The organism is Lonsdalea quercina subsp. quercina, from assembly GCF_000688655.1.
Taxonomy (GTDB): Bacteria; Pseudomonadota; Gammaproteobacteria; order Enterobacterales; family Enterobacteriaceae; genus Lonsdalea; species Lonsdalea quercina.
The window spans coordinates 110,068-128,970 of the sequence record NZ_JIBO01000003.1 but is presented as its reverse complement, the minus strand read 5'-3'; the positions used below and the strand labels follow the sequence as shown (position 1 = coordinate 128,970).

The window sequence follows — 18,903 nt, the reverse complement described above, 5'->3', positions numbered from 1 at the left end:
ACTGTCCCGCCAAAATGCTTACGATTTCAACGCCAATGCACACAAATACGGCTCTCTGACTAATTTTACGACGAACAACCATTTAAGTTTTAAAAAGCGTTGACTCACTATGAACTATCCCTATAATGCCACTCCACACAGCGCGGGTGATTAGCTCAGCTGGGAGAGCACCTCCCTTACAAGGAGGGGGTCGGCGGTTCGATCCCGTCATCACCCACCACTCTTTACTTAGTAAAGAGCTCCGCTGTGAAGAGATTAAGTGTGATAAGTGGGTGATTAGCTCAGCTGGGAGAGCACCTCCCTTACAAGGAGGGGGTCGGCGGTTCGATCCCGTCATCACCCACCACTTATCAGCCAGCGCCTTGGTCTCTAAAATGTGTTACAGAAGNGGGTGATTAGCTCAGCTGGGAGAGCACCTCCCTTACAAGGAGGGGGTCGGCGGTTCGATCCCGTCATCACCCACCACTTCTGCGGGTCGTTAGCTCAGTTGGTAGAGCAGTTGACTTTTAATCAATTGGTCGCAGGTTCGAATCCTGCACGACCCACCATCCCAAGTTTGTTTTCAAATCTCAATAAGCACCTCCGTCTCACATATCGCACGCATCGTGCGGGTGAGAATCTGCGTTCAGATTCGAGCCGAGCGAAGCGAGACAGCCCCCTACCTATCAACACAATCAATTGATTATATTGATATATATTCAGTATATATTTATGTCCCTGTGTTCAAAATCTTCCACCATCAGCACTGAATTAAAACTTTGGACTCTTCATGGCAGCCATACTCCATTCCCTTTTTGCTCAGAACTTAGCCTCTTCTATCACCTGATCCCAGCCACAATAATTCTCGAGGAAGGTGTGTGATAACTGTAGGTAGACGGTTTTTCCGTGGTTGCAACGGATTTTCGGCGGTTTTTTAGCCGGACAATTGTGGAGAGAGGAAAAAGCCGTCACTCATGTGCCGCGGATTTTCGACTCTGGTGCCTCCAACGTTACGCTCGCCCTCCTCTACCTCGACTTCAATATAACCTTTCAACGCGTGACAATTGTCTGCGTCGGTTCGTTTGGGTGGGATGAATCCTGGGAGAAGTCACGGAGTATAGGGTGTCCGAGACATCATTACGGTAGCTCCCCGTCCAAGAGCACAGTGAGCGATGACGAGTTTCAGCGTTATGACCTTTGGGAAGCGGGCATCATATTCATGCGGACGGCCACGTCGATTTCACGAATCATAAGCGTCACAACCGGCCGAACCTCATCGCCTCTTTCGATAACCCATTGATTATTGACTGCGGAAACCACAAACATTCGCCAACGATGATGGACTGCGCTTCAGGCACCGTCTGTCTTTTTCCCGGCAGGGAAATAGCGATAGAGCGTGGATCGACCGATGCCGTATGTAATCGAAATCTGTTGTCGATTATAACCATTAGCCAATAGACGGCCGATCATCTCGCGGTCCGTCGGAGACAATGCCCTCGGCCTTCCTCCTATCCGCCCCTGCGCGCGAGCGGCGGCCATGCCCGCCAGTGTGCGCTCGACGATCAGCTCTCGTTCCATCTCCGCCAGCGCGCTCATGACATGAAAGAAAAAGCGGCCCATCGCCGTGCCGGTATCGATACTGTCGGTCAGGGAACGGAAATGTATCCCGCGATCGTGCAGCTCAGAGATCAGCGCGATAAGATTCTTCACGCTGCGCCCCAATCGGTCCAGCTTCCATACGATAAGCGAATCGCCCTTTTCCATGCACTTCAGCGCACGTTTCAGCCCTGGTCGGTTTTCGACCTTGCCGCTCATTCGGTCTTCGAAAATCTGGTCACAACCTGCGCTAATTAACGCATCGCGCTGTAAATGGTTGGATTGGTCAATTGTTGACACCCTCATATAGCCGATTTTTGCCATTTTCCCTCCCGATCAACGGCTGTGATGACGGGGGATTGTGGCAAATCATGTCGCTATAAGCATTCTCGAAAACCTTGGTTTGGGGGAAGGCTCTGCGCTACCGGTGGGGACCCCGATTCCCTGGCCGTCCGCGACGGTCCCTGCGGGATGGCTCCAGTGCAACGGTTCGAGCTTTACCGCCGCCCAATACCCGAAGCTGGCGCAGGTGTATCCGGAACTCAAATTACCGGACCTGCGCGGCGAGTTTATCCGTGGTTGGGATAGTGGGCGCGGGGTCGATGGCGGGCGGGCATTACTCGCTGCTCAAGGCGATGAGCTCAAATCGCACAACCATGGTTTCATTAATGAATATGGAACAGCCACAACAAGGTTCATTGCTTTCACTGATCAAAACAATGAAGGCGTAGATGGCGGACTTAGAGAAGGGAGTCGAGCGTGGACTTACGTCTGGTTGGGAAATACCGGAGGAAATGAAACAAGACCCCGCAACATCGCATTTAACTACATCGTGAGGGCCGCATAATGTCGACAGCCGAATTGAATCATGACCTGATCGCCGTGGTGGCCGGGGATATCACCGTCTACCATTTTAATGAGTTAACCGGTGAATATCATTTCCCGACTACACAATATCTGCCGGTGGGCGTCGGCCTGCCCGCGCATTCCTGTTTCGATGCGCCGCTGGTGCCTAAAGAGGGATACGCCATTTGTAGAAACGCCGAGCGTTCCGCATGGGAATATATCAGCGACCATCGCGGCGAAACGGTTTACAACACGCAAACCCGGCANCCCATCACGCTGACGACGCTGGGAGCGTATCCGGAAAATACCACGCTGCTTGCGCCCGCGACGGAATACGATGTTTGGGACGGGACAAACTGGGTGTTGGACGTTGCTGCAAAGCATGAAGGCGAGATCGCGCAAGCAGAACAACGCCGGCAAACGCTGCTGACTGAGGCAGATACCGTGACGTCGGACTGGCGGATCGCGCTGATGCTCGGCGATATCAGCGACAGCGACAAAACCAAACTGTCGGCGTGGATGGCCTATAAATCCGCGGTCAAAGCCGTCGATGTATCAACGGCCCCTGACGTGAGCTGGCCTGCGCAACCAGAAGAGTAATTTCTCCATCAGCGCTCTACAGGGGCCAGTCTGGAAACAGGCTGGCCTTTTGTTTCTTTGGATAGTGATATTGCCCTCTGGGGAAAATTAAGAATAAGCATAATTCTCTTATTTTCATTACGTTGACGGGGACTCTGATAGCCCTGACTTGGCACTTACTACTTACTTGATGGCCCCGGCGGCGCAATATAAAAGCGGGAAGGTAAACCTTCCCGTAGTGGTCAAAATAACGATGACTCTTATTTGATGGATTCGTTTATTTAGATGGTGACTCAGGCCACTCAATTTCACTCTCAGCCGCCGAGTTTGTATCTAATCGATTCAATAAAACTCGATACTTACGCCATGCGTTAAGCATCGCTGACTCACCCTCGGACGCTATCCCAAGGTCCACTGCATCTTGAAGTGGCGCAATAGCCGAATCTGCAGTGGCACGTAGTACCGACTTTTTCGCTTCAGCTTCGACGATTAATTCCTCAGCAGAGGGGGCTGGCCGTTCAGTCGCAATCGGCAATCCACCATTGTCAGCCATGATGATTTTACCTGCGGCCTGCGCCGTCAGTAATTCATTCCATGTTGATTCAGGGATTTCTATCACGTCCGCAGGAATCTCGTAGTTTATCGTATCGATGTAAAATCCATTTTCGTGAGCGCTGTAATAGATCTTCATTTAGTACCCCACCGCAATGTAACTGACCACTGGTACCAAACCTTCCTGAGCGGTTGAATATATCCATTCAGCTCCGGTTTGAGTTGCGGCTTCAATTGACGAGCTTGTAAACAAAGCAGGAGCAATCCCAGTACTGATTGAATTGGATAACGCCACTATCGCTGTTGGAAACGTGATCGGAAATGTAAATTTTTGCCTATTAAATGAGTTCACCACTATCGAAGACATTCTCAAAGATCCCCACTGCACAATGAGATTCTTTCTCACGCCACTAATCATCAAAGGTAAAATCGCGTAGCCGGGCGTCGCTAATAATCCTGTGGCAACCCCCGCTTTGGACAAATCCCCCAAACCAAGGTTTTCGAGAAAACGCGTTTTATCCGGGATATCCGCGCCGTTTTGGCTTTTTTCCATTTTTCCGGACAGCGAGTTCGTCACCGTGGCGGCGAAGTTGGCATCGTTGCCCAGCGCGGCGGAAAGTTCCTTCAGCGTGTCCAGGGCGGCCGGCGAACCGTCAACCAGCGCATTGATAGCCGATTTCACGAAGGCCGTCGTCGCAATCTGCGTGGTGTTCACGCTTTGTTCGGCGGTCGGCGCGGTCGGAATACCGCTCAGCGCTGGGCTGTTTAGCGGAGCTTTTTGCGCGATGCTGTTGGTTATCGTCGTCGCAAAGTGCGGGTCGTTGCCCAGCGCGACGGACAACTCTTTCAACGTATCCAGCGCCGCCGGAGAGCCGTCGACCAGCGCGGCCACCACGCTTTTCACAAACGCCGTCGTCGCCAGCTGATCGCTGTTGCTGTCGCTCGCGGGCGTGGGCGCTTTCGGCATGCCGCTGAAGGTCGGGTTCAGCTTCGGCGCGTACTGGGTATGCGGGTCGGCCGCGGCCTCATGCTGCGCCAGACCGGCGCTGGTCGCGTCCAAATTGTCTTTCAGGTAACGCGTGCGGTAGGCCAGTTCCTGCGCCTGACGGTTGGATATGCCGCCGGGGCCGCCCACCACCGGGTCCGAGGTTTCCAACTGGTATATCCCGTCGGTCCACTCGGCTTTTTCTGTTAACTCTGCCATTAGGCACTCCCGTAGTTGTAACTATTGTCATAGATTGCCGTGCGGTTGTAGCGAATCGGCACGGCGGTATATTCGATGCTGGCCAGATGGCAACGCGCGGGGGCGATGGCCTCTAGCGTGCGGCGCAGCATCTGCGCCTGATCGTTGGTGATCGGCTGTTGCAACAGCACGCGGTAAACCGCCCATTTGCTGTCGTCGCCGTACACGAACAGGTTGTTGTAACGGCGTTCGCCGTCGTAATTGAGGCGTCCGATATGCTCGATCAGCTCGACCTCGCCGAAGCCCAGGCTGCGGATCACCGCACGGATCGCCCAGGGAGTACCCTTGTAGCGATGCATTTCGATGGCGGTTTTGATCATCGCCCGGCGCGCGTCTTCCGACTCCGCCAGCACCCAGCCGTCTTCCTTCAGCGAAAACTGTTCGGCCAGCGCGTCCAGGGCGCTGCTGTCGACGATGTCGACGAGGTAAACCATCAGCGCCGACAGATCCAGCTCATCCCAGCGCTCGGCCAGATTCGCCAGCGCGGTCAGGCTGGCGTCCCCCGCCAGCGGGGGAGGAAGCGGCAGATCACTCATCCGACACCCCCGTCGCCACAATGTCGATACCGGTGCAGTGCGCCCACTGATGCTCTTCCACCGTCAGCGACTGCGTGGGCGACGTCAGCGAGACGTCGTAGACGCCGCTCACCGACAGCGCCGCCAGGATCTGGCTGAGCACGATGTCTTTGCCGAGCGTCGCCGCCCGCGCCTGAACCCACGCGGCGGCTGCGGTTTCCGCCGCGGCTTTCACGGACTCGGAGGACTCGCCGCGCTTGATGACCAGCTGCGCATGAATGGCATAATCCACCCGTTCCGGCGCGCTGACGGTGACCGTATCGGTCAGCGGACGCACCTTCTCGGCCGAGCACAGGCTCTCGACGGCGGTGAGCACCGCCTCATCCGGCAGCCCGTCGGACATCAGCGGGTACAGCTCGACCGTCCCCGGCGTCGGCGACACCNCCGCGACATCGACGATGTCCGGGTGCGCGCTCAGCGCGTGGTAGCGGTACGCCAGCCGGGAACCGGCGGTGCTGAAGGCTTCAGGGGCCAGCATGATGCGTTCGCGCAGCTTCTCGTCATCTTCCTGCTCGGAACCGCCGCTGGTGGCCGTCAGGTTGCTGACCTGCAGGTCGAGGAGGTCGCTCACATCGTCCAGCAAGGTACTGATCTGCGCGGGTTGCCAGCCATTGCCGACGGTGCCCGCGTCGGTGCAGGTCGCCGTGGTGCTGACGCTCGTCTCGCCGGCTTTCAGCACGGCGTCCGTGTCGGTCGCGAAAATGACGCTGTCGGAGGCGCTGACCCGCAGCCCGGCCGGGATCAGCACGTCGGNCAGCGGCGCGGCGTCGACGCTAAACGCCAGCGTCGTCTGCGCGGACTGCGCGGCCAGGCGATAAACGCCCACCAGCTCGCCGAGATAATCCAGCATCGGCGCACGCGCGTAGCGCACCAGATTCTGTTTCGCCGCATCCTGAATGGCGCTGCGCAATAGCATTTCGCGATAGGCGATCAGGTCGATCAGCAAGCGCTCCGCCTGCGCCGGATAGAGGGTTTTGCCGCTGTCCGCCTCATAGCGGGCAATCATTTCAGCCGTGATCGCCTCTGCATCACGTTCGATAAACACAGGCTCTGTTGTTAACGCCATACCAGCTCCGTTTGTTGTTCCACGCCTGCGACCGTGCGCCACTGCACCCGCAGCGTCAGATGTTCGCCGTCCACCGTGGGTTTCACGCCCAGCAGTTTGCAGCGCGGCTCCCAGCGCTTGATGGCCTCAACCGACTCCCGCACCACGTGCGGAATAGCCCGGTCGATCGGGTAGTCGAGGTAGCGATGCAAATCGCTGCCGAACTCCGGACGATGCGGGTCGCTGCCGCGCGGGGTGCGCAGAATAATGAAAATGGATTGAGCAATATCGGCGGCGCCCTCGACTAAATCGCCGGGGTGTTGCAGTGCCGGTTGCCAGAAGATTGAGTTCGTTTTCATGTGCTCAGTATCCCCGCCAGCCCGCGCCAGTGCTTGTAAACACAGTTAAAGGCGCACGAGGGACGTAGCGGGAAATTACGCGTTGGCCGCCCTTGCCCAGCCAGGGATCGCCTGAGCGAAGCACGGCCTCAAAACGGTCAAAAAGGGAGCAAGAACGCGTCGAAAAATGGCGTAAACCGGGAGTGGAGAACGCGCCTCAAACGACAAAAAAGGATGCCCGGCGACAGGCTGTTCTCCCGCCGCCCCTCGTGCTGGGATGGGGACACGATCAAGGGGGAGGTCGAGTTATGGCACAACGTGTGGAGTCTCGGTGGTGAGAGATGAGAGAGTGGAATGTGGGTGTCGGAGAAGGGCCGTTTCTGCCCGCCCTTCTCCGCATACCGTTAGTGGGAGTGGTGGTTGGAGTTGCCGCCCGCGTCCATGACGGAACCGGAGGCGCTGACGTTGCCGTTGACGGTGACGTTGCCCTGAATGCTCGCCGTCGTACCGACCATGCCGCCCTGATAGGTGAGCTGCCCCTGAACCAGCACGTTGCCGGTGAAGGTGGTGTCGGGCGCGTCAACGGTAGCTCGCGGCGTTTTAATCACCACGTCCGCCTGCGTTTCGATGATGATGTGCTGAATACCGCCGTTGACCGTCAGCGTGTGCGTGGCGCGATCATAATAGAACGCCGCGCCGTCCGAGTAGGTACAACCGCGGGCCTGCGCGTTGTCGACCGGCGGCGTGTCGACGCTGGAGTAGATGGCGCCGAGGATCACGCCGTCTTCCCCGTTATCGTCCAGCAGCACCCGCACCTGTTCGCCGACGTCCGGCAACCAGTAGTCCTTGTTATTTTGCGTGTTGCGCTGCAACACCTCCAGCCAGGCGGTGCGCAGGTTATCGCACTCCGGCAGCCGCACCCGGGCGCGTACGCCCGCGGCATCCACGGCACTCACGGTGCCGACACGTAACGAAGTCATCGGTCACCCTCCTGACGATTGGCCCGTGCTCGCACGGCGTAAATGCTCGCGTGGTTCGCTTTTTTCATCATGCTCAGACCTCTTTTTTTGTGATGGACGTGGTACGGATGTCAGGCTGATAAACGGCCGACGCCCTGCGAGCGCCTTGGGTTACCGCGCTGCGAACGGCTTCATGGTTCGTTCTTATCATGATGCGCCCTCTTTTTTCGTGGTCTGCGTGGTACTGCCATCAGGGTGATAGACGGACAGCGTGTTGGATTGCCCGGTCGTCGCCGTGCGTGCGCCCTTGGTGACCGGGCCGCGGACAATCTCCNGCTCGCTAACATAACCGCCGTCGCGCGTGAGCGAATGTCGTACCTGATTCAGCAGCCAGTTGCCGGAAAAGCGGCCGAAACCGCTCAGTGAAATTTTGTTGCCGGCGACCAGAGACGTCGCGCCCATCACGGTCAGTTGGCCGCTTTCCTGCTGTTCGTTGTGCTGGTCCAGCGCCGCGTTGGCCTTCGCCTCCGCCGTGTCCTTGTCGGTCGTGCGGCTGTTGACGTTGAGCGTGTCCGCGCTGGTCTCGCTGTCGTCGGTGGACTGCGTCCCGTCGGCCTTGTAAGTCACCAGCTGCTTTTTCGCGGGGTTCTGATGCTTAATCTTCGCCCCCTCATAGACCTGATTGATGGTGTCGCGCACCGAAAAGCTGGCGACGTCGTTGCGGGTCAGCGTCTTCACCGGCTCCTGGCTGCGCAGCGCGCCGAGATGCGAGAAAATCAGCTGGGTGTTGGTCACCTTCACCGCGTAGCCGTACTCGCTGGCCAACCGTCGCAAAAAAGCGACATCGGTCTCCGCGTACTGCGTGATGCGGTCAAAGCGGATCGGCGCGATGCTGCCCACCAGCGTCAGCTTATGTTTCTTGGCGATGCGGTTGGCGATGGCCGCCAGCGTGGTGCCTTCAAACCCCCGGCTGGACTTGGTGCGCAGCGCGGTTTTGACCGAGGTCGCCACCCCGCGCATCGAGACGGTCGAGGGCGGCGAGCGCACGTCGATCTCGTCGATGCTGAAGGTGCCGCAGTCCCGCAGGGCGTCGCCGCGATAGCCCAGTTTTAGCGACAGGGTGTCGCCTTTTCCCGGATACCAGGCGTCAATCCAGCGGCCATCGGTGTCGTCCAGCTCCACTTCCAGCGTGTCTGACTCATTTTTGATGCTGTCGGTATAAGACAGCCGCGTGACGTAGGGCGCGATATCGTTGGTGATATCTTTTTGCAAATACCACAGCGTGAAAATCGGCTGCGGCACTTCCCGATTGGCCGTCGATGCGGCCTGTTGAGCGATCAGCGTAGCCACGGCGGCGTCTCCTCCGTCAGCNCGACATCAGCCTGTTCAATCACCGGGATCGACAGCATGATGCCGGAGTCCAGCACCGGCGTGACGGCCACGTGCGGATTGGCGGCGATAATGCGGTCATAGCCCAGCGGATCGCCGTAGTAACGGTAGGCCAGCGCGTCCCAGCGCTCGCCCTGTGTGGTGATGTGCTCGATAAACATCAAATCCTCCTCGTCGTGATGGCGGCGGTCAGCGAACTCACGACCGGCGCGACTTTCTCCAGCGTGTCACCGGCGGCGCTGAGCTGGGTGGCGACCACGTCCAGCGCAGGCGACAGGTCGTCGATGTTACTGACGCTAATTCCCGACAACGCCGTGTGGGCGCTCTTCACAAAGGTGATGGCCTGATCCGCCGCCTTGGCCACCCGGCTGACTTCCGGGAAGGTCGCGGTGACCGCCGCCAGCGCCGGCACCGCTTTCTGCAACGGTTCAACGGCGGTGCCGATCTGGGTCAGCAGCGTCGGCACCTGGCCCAGCGCCTGCGATGGATTGTTCTTTATCTTCTGCACCGTCTGCACTACCGCTGAGACGTTTTTCACCACCGACTGCGCCGTGCGAACGTAGCCCACCGCCGTGCGGATCGCGCTGGCGATGCCGGATGCGGCGGCCGTCGCCGTCGCTACCGTCTGGCTGTTCGGCACGCCGGTGTTGACGGCGGGCGCCGCCAGCGGATTTTTCGGGTCGCCGACATACTCGCGTAGCGTCACTTCCGCCGTCAGCGCCAGCACGTTACCGGACTTGTCGGTCTGCTCACTGGTGGCGCGCACCTGGGTCAACACAAACCAGCCGCGATAGTCGCCGTTGCCGAAGACCAACGCCTGCGCCTGATGCGATCGCAGCAGATTGCGCAGCCGCGCCAGCTCGACGTCCGGCGTACAGAACATCTGGTTGAACACCAGGCTGATGCTGATCTCATCCAGCTTTTCGCCGATGAACTGTAGGCCCGGCTTGCCTTCGATGCGGGCGTGTTCGGCGTAATCCGCGCCGAACTGCGCTTCGAAGCCGTCCCAATAGGCGATCAGCTCGAATTCAATATCTCCCAATACGGCAAACATTATGCGTACCCCCGACGTTGCTGCTGTTCCATCACCTTCTGCATCATTTTTTCCAGTTCATGCAGGCTCAGATTGAGCGCATTTTTAATTTCCGGCGTCGCCGTCGCAGGCTGGCCGTTGACATGGATGGTCGGCGAAAACGACAGCTTCAGCCCCTCGCCCGCGCCGGCCTTCGCGTTGGCGTTGGCCCCGGTCGTCGCAGGCATCTGCGGGACGTCAGCCGCAGTCTTGCGGGCCGGCGGCGGCGTCACCACGGGGTGTTCACGTTGGGTGATCGTTTTGTTCGAGCTCTTGTCGTCGTCCTTCGGCTNATCGTTAAACCAGCCGCTGATGCTGCTGCCCAGATTCGAGACGACGCTTTTCAACTTCTCCCATTTATCCGTGATGCCTGAGATCAACGAGCCGATCAGATTGCTGCCAAACTCACTGAAGCTGGCCGGCAGATCCACGCCGAAATAGCTCAGAACCCCCTCGAACAGCTTGTGGAAAATGCCGATGGGCGACCAATCCACAAGGATTTGGGTCAGGCGGCCAATACCGCCGCTGAAATTGGTTTTCAGCCCTTCCCACAGCTCGGAGGCCCACTGACTGAGCGAGCTGCCGAAACCGCTGAACACGGCTTTGACGCTCCCCCATTTTCGGCTGATGGCCGCCGACAACGCGCCGATCATTTTGCCGCCCGCGTTGCTCAGATTACTGGGCAGTTTGATGTTGAAGTAGCTCAGTACGGCGGCGAAAAGTTTGTAAATGATGCCGATTGGCGACCAGTTGAGCAGCAGTTTGCTCACGCTGCCGATACCGCCTCGGAAGGCTTTTTTGACGTCTTCCCAACGCGCGCTGAACCAGTTGCTGATGGGCTCCCAGTAGCGGTAAATCAGGTAGGCGCCGACCGCAATGCCGGTAATCAGCAAGCCGATGGGGTTCATCAACAGCGCGCGGCCGAACACCATTACCGCCCGACCGGCGATCAACAGTCCGCGTCCCAGCGCGCCGCCAAAGCGCATAATGCCGGACTGCGCCAGGCTCAGGCCGGATCGCACTAGCCCTGAAACCACACGCATACCGCCCATCACCACCCGGCCGACGGCCAGCACACCCTGCCTCAGCGCGCCGCCGAAACGGGTGAAGACGGACTGCGCCAGCGTCAGGCCGGAATGCAACAGGTTCAACGCATAACGCACCCCGCTGAACACGGCCTTGAAGACGGAGAACGCCTGTTGGGCCACGACGACAGCCTGAATCAGGCCGGGATGCAGCTGAAGCCAACGGGCAAAGCCATCCAACACCGGCATCACGGCGTCGCCGACCGCCATCAGCGCCGGCGCGAGCGCTTCGCCCACGCTGAGACTCATGGTGTCGCCCGCCACCTGCATATGCTGCCACTGCCCTTTCAGCGTGTTGTTCTGCGCCGACGCATCCCGCGCCATCGTCCCTTCCGCCTCCGGGCTGAGCATCGCCTGCTTATTCTGCTGATAGTCGTCCCAGTTCTGACGCATATTGAGCAGATGCGACACCGCCTGGTTGTTGTCGAAGACCTTGGACAGACCGGACTTCGCCATCAGGCGCTCCTGCGTCGCCATATCGCCTTTCGCCACGGCGGCTTGCCATTCCGACTTGAACTTCTCGCCTTTGTCGTCGATAAGCCGTTGGCCGATCATCAGCGAGGCTTCGTAGGTGGAGAATCCCTGCTTGATGTAGTCCGCCATCGACGCCTGATAATTCACGCCCGCCGACGCATAGCGCTCGCCGATGTCGTTGCTATTAACGCTCTCCAGCCATCCTTTGAGATTGGCGACAGCGGTGTCGTCGCTGCCCGACGCCGCTTTGCCGACCGCCAAACTGGAGACAATCTGGCTCAGCGCCGCGTCGCCGGTGATGCCGTTCTGTTCGAAGCTGCCCGCCAGTTCCGGCAGCGATGACGACAGCGAGGCTACGTCGAGATCGCCCGCTTTGGCGCCGGACAGCATGTGGTCGAACGCACCGGTGACGGCTTGTTTACCGTCAAATTTCAGGGTATTGAAGGCCGCGCCCAGTTGCGCCATCTGCTTGATGTCCGCCTGCGTGGCCGCAGCGGCCGTGCCGACGACCCCCAGCAAGTCTTTGCCCTTCATCGGGTCGACACCGCCCTCGATCAGCGTCTCAAGCCCGCTTGTCAGGGCCGACTGCCGCTGACTGCTTTGCAGCGAGTACTCCCGCAGCGCGTCGGCAATCTGTTGTTCCTGTGTGCCGGACAACCCGCTGCTGACGGTGATATTGCGCAGGCTGGCCTGCTGTTCCGCATAAGCCTTGACCCAGTCCACGATGGGGGACGCCGTCTCTTTGACGTTGTCGACGGACTCGGACAAGTCCGCACGCAGCGCTTCCCGCTGCTCGGACAGCGCGGTGTACTTCTCGCTGAGTTCAAGCAGCCGGATCTGCTGCGAAGTGAGGGTGTCCTGAATGCGGCTGACGTCTTGCAGGTCGTCGTTCAACCGCGGTAAATGGCGGCCGCTCTGACTCGCGGCCCGCGCCATCGACTCCATCATCCGCACCTGCGACGTCATNATGCGTTGATACGCCTGGTTGAAGGACGCCATCGAACGGCTATATTCCAGCAGCGACTGCCGAAACGCGGCGGCCCCGCTAGAGGATTCATCGAAGTTGGCCATGATCGTTCTATCCTTAAGCCAATGAAAAAAAGGGATCGCGAGAGGGATTCGGGTGTGCCCGGCCGGGCAGGAAGGGAAAACGACCGACGTTGGCCGCGGACGGCGAACGGCCCGCGCGACGGCGGCTGATGCGAGGGTCGGACGGCGGTCGGCAGGGTCTGCCCGTCAATTTATCCGTCTCGTCCGACGCCGCGCGGAGCGTGTTTTGGTATTCCCTCCTTCAGTCGCCGTGCTCACGTTTAATCTGGTCCCTGGCCATCTCCAGCCAGTCTTCCAACTCGTCGATCGTTAGGTTATTCAACTCACTCGGCTGAAACCGAAACCACCTCGCCAGCAGCGCCTGTGCTTCCATCAGTCCCTTCGGACTTAACCACGCCAGACAGTTTTTGAAATCGTTTGGACAGCTCCATGAAGTCGGCCAGATCCATCTCATCCAGATCTTCCGGCACCATATTGCTGGCGCGAGCCAGCAGCAAGCTGTCCCAGTCGGAGGCGTTGTCGGTCAGTTTCATGACCGCTTTCAGGTCTTTGGCCTTCAGGCGTCGCAGCGTGAGTTCCGTCAGGCGCTCGCCGGCCGGCGNGGAGTAAGGAAACTGCAACAGGTACTTTTCGCTATCGGACATCGTGTGCTCCAGAGTGTGATTGGGGGCCAGCCGCAACGGCGGATGGCCGATATTCGTGATAAAAGGTCGGCGTTTCACCGACGTTCGCGTTCATTTATCTGCCTTAGACGGCCCGCGCGCGCCGTTTGCCTTCGCCCGTGGGCGACCGAGCCGAACGGCGCGTTCTGTCGCGCTTTCGTCGGTCGGCGCAATCGTGCTGCTCGCCAAAACAGGTCGGTTCTCGTAAGAGCCGGGGTGCTTGCCCGGCCAAAGCCGTGCGGCACATGTTTGCTTGGGACGGTCGGGCCGCCGTGAAGGCCCGCCGCGACCGTGGGTGTCGCCTGATGACGACGTTCGAAAATTCGCTGTCGTCCCCAGGCGACGCGGCATTAGCCGCCGATATTGGTGCGGTAGTCGCTCAGCTGATCGACGCCGTTGACCATGAAGATGTTGGCCAGATAATCCAGCTCAAGGATGTCTTCGCCATCCATCACCTGCTTGACGTAGGTGCAGTTGAAGCTGGAGCTGAACTCCGCGTTCTCGTGCGGTTTGAAGGTGCCCAGCGGGTTCTTCTTAAACATCACGGTCAGGTAGGTGATCATCGGCACTTCATCGACGCGGCCCTGCGCGGTGTAGCGCTCCACGCTGGAGCGGCACTGCAAAGACAACGCGCTGTACGGGTTGGCGGTGGCCAGCATCGCTTCGCGGTAGAAGGAGTTCCATTTGATCTCCCCTTCCAGCTTGTCGAACCCGGAAGGCAGTTCGATTTTGCCCACCATGCCGAGCGCTTTGTGCTCCTGCATGGTCATGCTGATGTCCGGCAGTTTGATTTCTTCCGCACGGCCCAGCAGATTCGCTCCGCTCAGATAAATATTCGCATTGGTGATGCGATTGACTTCGATTTTAGCCATTAGCTATTCCCCTTCAGCGTCACCAGATATTCGGAGGTGATCTCGGATTCATAAGACAGACGTTCCAGCGGCGGCGGCGGCGTGAACTTGTAGCTCAGCAGCACGTGGCCTGCGGCCAGCTCGGTTTCTTCGTTGCGCGCGGCGTCGTACCAGCACTTGAAGCCCAACAGCGCGCCGTTGCCGATCAGCGTACGGCCATAGGCGTTGACGGATTCGGTCAGCGCGTCGATCAGCGCCTGGCTAATCGGCTGGTCGATGAACTGGGTGCTGAAGTAGCGGATGGATTCGTTGATCACATCGGCGGTACGGCGCACGTTTTCGAAGTTGCGCATGTGGGTCACGGACGGCCAGGCCGCCTGCCGGTTGCCCCACAGACGCAGGCCGCTGCCGTAGCTGTTGAACACCGTGGTGATGCCCTGTTCATTCAGCAGGTTCACTTCGCAGTTCGGGTCGTCGATCATGGCTGACAGCTGGCGCTCTACGCCGGTGATGCCGGAGATCTCCTGGTTGGAGCTGCTCCACCAGTAGCCTTTCTCGTTGTCCACCTTGGCGCGCAGGCCGGCGGCGCGCTGAGACAGCGGCTCCAGACGTTCGCTGTTGGTGTTCGCGTCGTAGACTTTGACGTGCGGGTAGCAGAGCTTCACGCGGTCAGAGCTGGTGTTGAAGTTGATGGTGCCTGTCGGTCCGCGGCCGCTGATGGCCTGCTGGAACGTGGTGCCGATCGGCGCATCGACGTAGGCGACGGCGCCCAGTTTGTCGGCCAGGGACACCAATTCGGTGACGATGCTGGTCTGCGTGCAGTACACCGGCGCAATCAGGATCTTCGCGAAGAAACCGAAGGCGTTGTAGGTGTCGTTCAGCAGCTTCATGCCGGTGCGGTTGCCCGCTTCGTTCACGCTGCCGATGATGTCGGCCGCGGTGACTTTCGTCGGGTCGGCGAAGTCGTAGCTGGCGATCACGGTGCTGCCGCTGTCGATGTTGGTGCCGACGCGGGTGATTTTCCCGGTCTGCGCATCCAGCGTGTAGTCCTGACCTTCCACGTACGGCTGAGCGTCGTCGCTCTTACGCAGCACCAGGTTGGAGACCACCGGGTTGACCAGCTGGGCGACGCCCGTGCTGTCGAACGTGACCGAGGCATTGCTGACCGAGGTCTTGTGTTTGGCCGGGTCGAGCACGTTGATCACCAGCACCGTACCGGCGCCGTGGTCGTAAATGGCGTCCAGCGCCTGCGGGATGGTGAATCCGCTGACCTGAGAGCCGAACTGGGCCGCGTTGGTTTCCGACACGCACAGCGTGACGTCGTTGACCGGCCCCATGGGCGCGGTGCCGATCAGGCCGATGACCGCGGATTTAACGGTCTTAATCGGGCGAGCGCCGGTTTCGACCTCAACGGTTTCGACCCCATGCAGATAGTTAGCTGCCATGGTTTACCTCATCGTTAGTAGTGATAGAAGCGCCGTTTTCCAACGATTGCAGAAAGCCCAGAGCGACCAACGTTTTCACGTAATCATGCTCGGCGGGCAGTTCCACCTCATGCTGGGGAAACAGCAGCACTTCGGTGCCGTCAGCCAGCGTGACGCCGCTGGTCGGGCCGGTGTAGCGGTATTTCATATTTCGCTTTCCTTGTAAGTGACTTGTGTGAGTAATGGCCCGTCGGGCAGCGACGCGTCCTCGGTTTGCAGGGTTTCCGCGGTGAACCGAAGCGTGTAACGCCACAGTCCATCGCTACTGCCCTTGCCGACGACCGTCTCTTTCTTCAGCCGGATTTTGCGGTTGCAATTCGGAAGCCGGAGTCCGCACAGCACGCGCCGCAGCGCATCCAGCACGGTCACGGCCCCGTTTTGTCCGCTGGATTCGCGGCACACGACGGTGGCGCGCAGCTTGACAAGCTGCGTTTGCAGCACGATCCCGCACTCCTCCGGCTTGCGAAACGCAGAGCCGGCGTAGCGCACCAGAATCGCGCCGTCAGGATGGCTGAGGACGTACTCAGCCGGTTTTCCGGGGAAAGATTCCACCTGCAAGCCGGGAAAGGCCTCGGCAATCCGGGCAACCACGGCATCAATCATCGGTGAGACGTCCATTACGCGTTCCCCCGCGCGGCACGGCGGCAAAGGCCGTTCGTCGTCTGAGCGTCGCGGCGCCCACATGCCGGAAGCGCGTCGCCGCGCCGCGCGGTACGGGTGATGAACTGAACAAATTGAATCGACTGCATGACNCCGTCCTGTTTTCGTAAACTGAGGTCAGTATCGCGGGAAATGGGGGATTGGGCTTTTAACCCTATTTAGAAACACATTGAACATCAACAAGTTGCAATTTTTTCGCCGAGTAGCGGTCCGTCGCGGAGTGCGCGCGCCGCAGAGCCAGCCAGAAAGACGATAATGCGTGGAATGACGTTGAGGTTGGAGGTTCGGAAATGGGGAGTTCGGCGTCGGACGCTGGGAATGAACAGTTCGGAGAGGGGAAAAGTGACGAATGAAAAATGGAGACAGTAGAATTTGAGATGTCGGGTACAGGCGACAACGCTCTAAGCAAAAAGCGACATCGAGATCGAGCCGTCGGGTACAGGCGACAATGCTCTAAGCAAAAAGCGACATCGAGATCGAGCCGTCGCGGAGTGTTGACGTTGGGGGAGAGAAGGAGGGGCGTCGTCGCATCATAAAAACGTCTCCGCAATGAAGAGGACGTGCGAAGACGCTTGGGTTTAGTCGTGCCAATATTTGGTGGGGTGGGCGATGCCGGGCAGGCTGTCGACCGTGTAGTCGACCAGATCCGCGCCAAGGCGGGTCAGGCTCACGGTCCCGCTGCCGTACGGCTCCGGATTGACCGAAAGCGTATGGCTTTCAGTCAGATAGTCCAGCGCCCTACGCAATTCGGGCGCCGTGACATCGGGATATATCCCGCGAATCACCTCCAGCAAAAAAAACAGGCTGACGGGATACGGCCGCGCACGGCTTAGCGTCACCAGGACATGCCAGCGCATGGACTCCTGACGCAATCGAGATATTTCCACCGCTAAGTTCTCCCATGTTGTTGCACCAGCTCCAACTTGTTGTAGAGCGCATCAAGCTTGGCTTCAATCACCGTCTGTCCGCGAATGTAATCCTCGCGGCGCACATAGTTCAGCGGCAAATCGGCCTTGAACGCCATAAACTCGCGCTCCAGACTGTTAAGGTCGCCCATACTGGTTCTGAAGCTGGTGTCCAGCGCCAGGAATTGCTCGGCCTGACGCTTCTCCATTTGGGCAAAAAACATCTTCGCGACCGCGAAAACAAAGCCCATGAAGGAGAGAAGCAGACCGACCAGCGTCCAGAATTCAATCTCGACCTTCATCTTTCCAGCCCCGCGATATAGTCCAGTAGCCCATTCACCTGGGCGGCGAGCCGTTGATAGGCGGCGCCGACTTCAGTGGCGTGAGCGAGGAGATCGCGCTGGGCGACGCCGGAATCGCGTAGCCGGGGATCAACGGCGGCACCGGCTCCGGACGCGCCGCCAGCGCGGCGGGCGGCGGCGGCGGCGTTTCCCGCATCGGCGGTGAGGGAAGACAGGCCGAAGGCGGCGTTGTACTGCTGCACGAAGCCAGCAGTAAACACGCACTCGATAGCGTGACTCTGGCCGCGTTCATCTTGCCAACGATGGGTAACATCATCAATTTTCCTCTGTAGCTGTTGATGGGTACGACGCAGGTCGGACAGGGTGGCGAGATAACGTTTTTCCGCCTCCGCCGCTGAAACAACCTGTTGTTGATAGCGCTGCTGCCAAGCCGTCAGGGCCTCGTTATCCTCTTCGGCCTGCGCCAGCAGCGCCTGCTCGTGGCGGTTTCGCAGCTCGCTCAGCGCCAGCTCGCCGTCGCGGGCGGCCTGAGCCTGTCCGCGCGTATAGCCGTTGTGATACAGGCCCCAGGCCAGCAGCATGACCAGCGTGAGAGCGCCCAGCCAGCGCCAGGGGATCAGATTAGTGAACACAGCTGGCGTCTCCCCATGTCAGATAGCGCGGCGCCAGCTCCTTCAAGATGCGCTGCGGATAGTGGCGATTTTCGCGGAAGTTGGCGGCGCTGCGGCCCGCGTTGACGTTTTCGACGTGGGAGAACCAGCGCTGACCGTTCAACCCTTGCTTCTCCGCCAGACGCCGGTCACGCTGCACCCAACCGAGTCCTCCGTTGTAGGCCGACAACGTCATCGCCATCCGCTCACAAGGGTTAACGCCGCGCAGACGCTCCCACAGCCAGTGGTCGTACTGCGTGAGCGCGCGAATGGCCCATCCGGGATTAAAGGGTTGATTTTTATCGAGTTCCGGCATGATGCCGCTGAACCATTCGGCGGTGGCGGGCATAAACTGCGCCAGCCCCTGCGCGCCGACGGGCGACACGGCCTGCGGATTCCAGCCGCTCTCCTGATGCAGCTGGGCGGCGAAGTCGGCCACCGGCGCTGACAGCCCCCACTCCAGCCGGGCGCTGCGGATTAGCTCGCTGCGATAGCGCTGCGCGGCGGCGGGCGTTTGATCGTCGGCATGAACGAAACGCGGCACGCCGCTCCACGACGCCAGCAGCAGCGCGGACAACAGCAGGCCCACGGTTTGTGGCGATAGCAT

The 18,903-nt window shown here is 59.4% G+C and carries 23 protein-coding genes, 4 tRNA genes and 1 pseudogene; 6 read left to right on the top strand and 22 right to left on the bottom strand.

Annotation, left to right across the window (positions count from 1 at the left end):
- The first annotated feature begins 144 nt into the window (after positions 1-144).
- The 4 genes from RZ35_RS02800 to RZ35_RS02785 all read left to right on the top strand — a co-directional run bounded on the left by RZ35_RS02800 (position 145) and on the right by RZ35_RS02785 (position 548).
- Positions 145-220 (top strand) — tRNA-Val (locus RZ35_RS02800).
- A 50-nt stretch (positions 221-270) separates the two neighbouring features.
- A tRNA-Val gene (locus tag RZ35_RS02795) sits at positions 271-346 on the top strand.
- 43 nt (positions 347-389) lie between these two features.
- Positions 390-465, top strand: a tRNA-Val gene (locus RZ35_RS02790).
- Positions 466-472: 7 nt separating this feature from the next.
- Positions 473-548, top strand: a tRNA-Lys gene (locus RZ35_RS02785).
- Positions 549-1,329: 781 nt separating this feature from the next.
- Here RZ35_RS02785 and RZ35_RS02780 read toward each other — a convergent pair.
- Entirely contained in the window at positions 1,330-1,899 is a 570-nt protein-coding gene (locus RZ35_RS02780; RefSeq protein WP_026741930.1) for a recombinase family protein, read from the bottom strand.
- A 37-nt stretch (positions 1,900-1,936) separates the two neighbouring features.
- On the opposite strand from RZ35_RS02780, the gene RZ35_RS02775 reads away from it, so the two are divergent.
- Positions 1,937-2,422 carry a phage tail protein gene (locus RZ35_RS02775; protein WP_026741929.1) on the top strand — a complete coding sequence of 162 codons (486 nt, stop codon included), beginning with the start codon at positions 1,937-1,939 and terminating at the stop codon, positions 2,420-2,422.
- Entirely contained in the window at positions 2,422-3,021 is a 600-nt protein-coding gene (locus RZ35_RS02770) for a tail fiber assembly protein (RefSeq protein ID WP_026741928.1), read from the top strand. Before RZ35_RS02775 ends, RZ35_RS02770 begins: the two co-directional genes overlap by 1 nt.
- 256 nt (positions 3,022-3,277) lie before the next feature.
- Here the strand turns inward: RZ35_RS02770 and RZ35_RS02765 are convergent, their stop codons facing one another.
- The 21 genes and pseudogenes from RZ35_RS02765 to RZ35_RS02675 form a co-directional block, all read right to left on the bottom strand.
- Positions 3,278-3,691 (bottom strand): tail fiber assembly protein, encoded by a 414-nt coding sequence (locus RZ35_RS02765; protein ID WP_026741927.1) that lies wholly within the window; start codon positions 3,689-3,691, stop codon positions 3,278-3,280.
- Complete coding sequence (locus tag RZ35_RS18660) at positions 3,692-3,970, bottom strand: gp53-like domain-containing protein (protein WP_455709680.1); 279 nt, start codon at positions 3,968-3,970, stop codon at positions 3,692-3,694.
- A 150-nt stretch (positions 3,971-4,120) separates the two neighbouring features.
- Positions 4,121-4,756 (bottom strand): annotated as a pseudogene (locus RZ35_RS18655) (phage tail protein); the annotation flags it as partial.
- Complete coding sequence (locus RZ35_RS02755) at positions 4,756-5,331, bottom strand: phage tail protein (RefSeq protein WP_026741926.1); 576 nt, start codon at positions 5,329-5,331, stop codon at positions 4,756-4,758. The gene RZ35_RS02755 and the pseudogene RZ35_RS18655, both read right to left, overlap by 1 nt.
- Complete coding sequence (locus RZ35_RS02750) at positions 5,324-6,436, bottom strand: baseplate assembly protein (RefSeq protein WP_026741925.1); 1,113 nt, start codon at positions 6,434-6,436, stop codon at positions 5,324-5,326. Before RZ35_RS02750 ends, RZ35_RS02755 begins: the two co-directional genes overlap by 8 nt.
- Entirely contained in the window at positions 6,427-6,774 is a 348-nt protein-coding gene (locus tag RZ35_RS02745; RefSeq protein WP_026741155.1) for a GPW/gp25 family protein, read from the bottom strand. The genes RZ35_RS02750 and RZ35_RS02745 overlap by 10 nt, the downstream gene beginning before the upstream one ends.
- A gap of 383 nt (positions 6,775-7,157) precedes the next feature.
- A complete protein-coding gene (locus tag RZ35_RS02740; protein WP_026741924.1) occupies positions 7,158-7,733 on the bottom strand; it encodes a phage baseplate assembly protein V in 576 nt (191 codons plus the stop codon).
- Positions 7,734-7,919: 186 nt separating this feature from the next.
- Positions 7,920-9,062, bottom strand: a complete 1,143-nt coding sequence (locus RZ35_RS02735) for a phage late control D family protein (RefSeq protein WP_026741923.1) — start codon at positions 9,060-9,062, stop codon at positions 7,920-7,922.
- Positions 9,050-9,262: a tail protein X gene (locus tag RZ35_RS02730; protein WP_026741922.1), complete on the bottom strand. Its 213-nt coding sequence runs from the start codon at positions 9,260-9,262 to the stop codon at positions 9,050-9,052. Before RZ35_RS02730 ends, RZ35_RS02735 begins: the two co-directional genes overlap by 13 nt.
- On the bottom strand, positions 9,262-10,155 hold the full coding sequence (locus RZ35_RS02725; protein ID WP_026741921.1) for a phage tail protein: 894 nt from the start codon (positions 10,153-10,155) through the stop codon (positions 9,262-9,264). The genes RZ35_RS02730 and RZ35_RS02725 overlap by 1 nt, the downstream gene beginning before the upstream one ends.
- Positions 10,155-11,714: a phage tail tape measure protein gene (locus tag RZ35_RS18650; protein ID WP_455709679.1), complete on the bottom strand. Its 1,560-nt coding sequence runs from the start codon at positions 11,712-11,714 to the stop codon at positions 10,155-10,157. The genes RZ35_RS02725 and RZ35_RS18650 overlap by 1 nt, the downstream gene beginning before the upstream one ends.
- A 1,309-nt stretch (positions 11,715-13,023) precedes the next feature.
- A complete protein-coding gene (locus RZ35_RS17070; RefSeq protein WP_071999740.1) occupies positions 13,024-13,155 on the bottom strand; it encodes a GpE family phage tail protein in 132 nt (43 codons plus the stop codon).
- Positions 13,106-13,426, bottom strand: a complete 321-nt coding sequence (locus RZ35_RS02715; protein WP_026741919.1) for a phage tail assembly protein — start codon at positions 13,424-13,426, stop codon at positions 13,106-13,108. Before RZ35_RS02715 ends, RZ35_RS17070 begins: the two co-directional genes overlap by 50 nt.
- Positions 13,427-13,794: 368 nt before the next feature.
- The gene (locus tag RZ35_RS02710; protein ID WP_026741162.1) at positions 13,795-14,316 is read right to left on the bottom strand and encodes a phage major tail tube protein; all 522 of its coding nucleotides are present in this window, start codon (positions 14,314-14,316) and stop codon (positions 13,795-13,797) included.
- Positions 14,316-15,740: a phage tail sheath subtilisin-like domain-containing protein gene (locus tag RZ35_RS02705; protein WP_026741918.1), complete on the bottom strand. Its 1,425-nt coding sequence runs from the start codon at positions 15,738-15,740 to the stop codon at positions 14,316-14,318. Before RZ35_RS02705 ends, RZ35_RS02710 begins: the two co-directional genes overlap by 1 nt.
- A complete protein-coding gene (locus RZ35_RS02700; protein ID WP_036152488.1) occupies positions 15,730-15,927 on the bottom strand; it encodes a hypothetical protein in 198 nt (65 codons plus the stop codon). Before RZ35_RS02700 ends, RZ35_RS02705 begins: the two co-directional genes overlap by 11 nt.
- Positions 15,924-16,397 carry a Gp37 family protein gene (locus RZ35_RS02695; RefSeq protein ID WP_026741917.1) on the bottom strand — a complete coding sequence of 158 codons (474 nt, stop codon included), beginning with the start codon at positions 16,395-16,397 and terminating at the stop codon, positions 15,924-15,926. Before RZ35_RS02695 ends, RZ35_RS02700 begins: the two co-directional genes overlap by 4 nt.
- A gap of 620 nt (positions 16,398-17,017) precedes the next feature.
- Positions 17,018-17,326, bottom strand: coding sequence for a hypothetical protein (locus RZ35_RS02690; RefSeq protein ID WP_026741916.1), 309 nt, complete (start codon positions 17,324-17,326; stop codon positions 17,018-17,020).
- A gap of 2 nt (positions 17,327-17,328) precedes the next feature.
- Positions 17,329-17,646 carry a hypothetical protein gene (locus RZ35_RS02685; protein WP_026741915.1) on the bottom strand — a complete coding sequence of 106 codons (318 nt, stop codon included), beginning with the start codon at positions 17,644-17,646 and terminating at the stop codon, positions 17,329-17,331.
- The gene (locus tag RZ35_RS02680) at positions 17,643-18,278 is read right to left on the bottom strand and encodes a hypothetical protein (RefSeq protein ID WP_026741914.1); all 636 of its coding nucleotides are present in this window, start codon (positions 18,276-18,278) and stop codon (positions 17,643-17,645) included. Before RZ35_RS02680 ends, RZ35_RS02685 begins: the two co-directional genes overlap by 4 nt.
- Positions 18,268-18,903, bottom strand: a complete 636-nt coding sequence (locus tag RZ35_RS02675) for a transglycosylase SLT domain-containing protein (protein WP_036152483.1) — start codon at positions 18,901-18,903, stop codon at positions 18,268-18,270. The genes RZ35_RS02680 and RZ35_RS02675 overlap by 11 nt, the downstream gene beginning before the upstream one ends.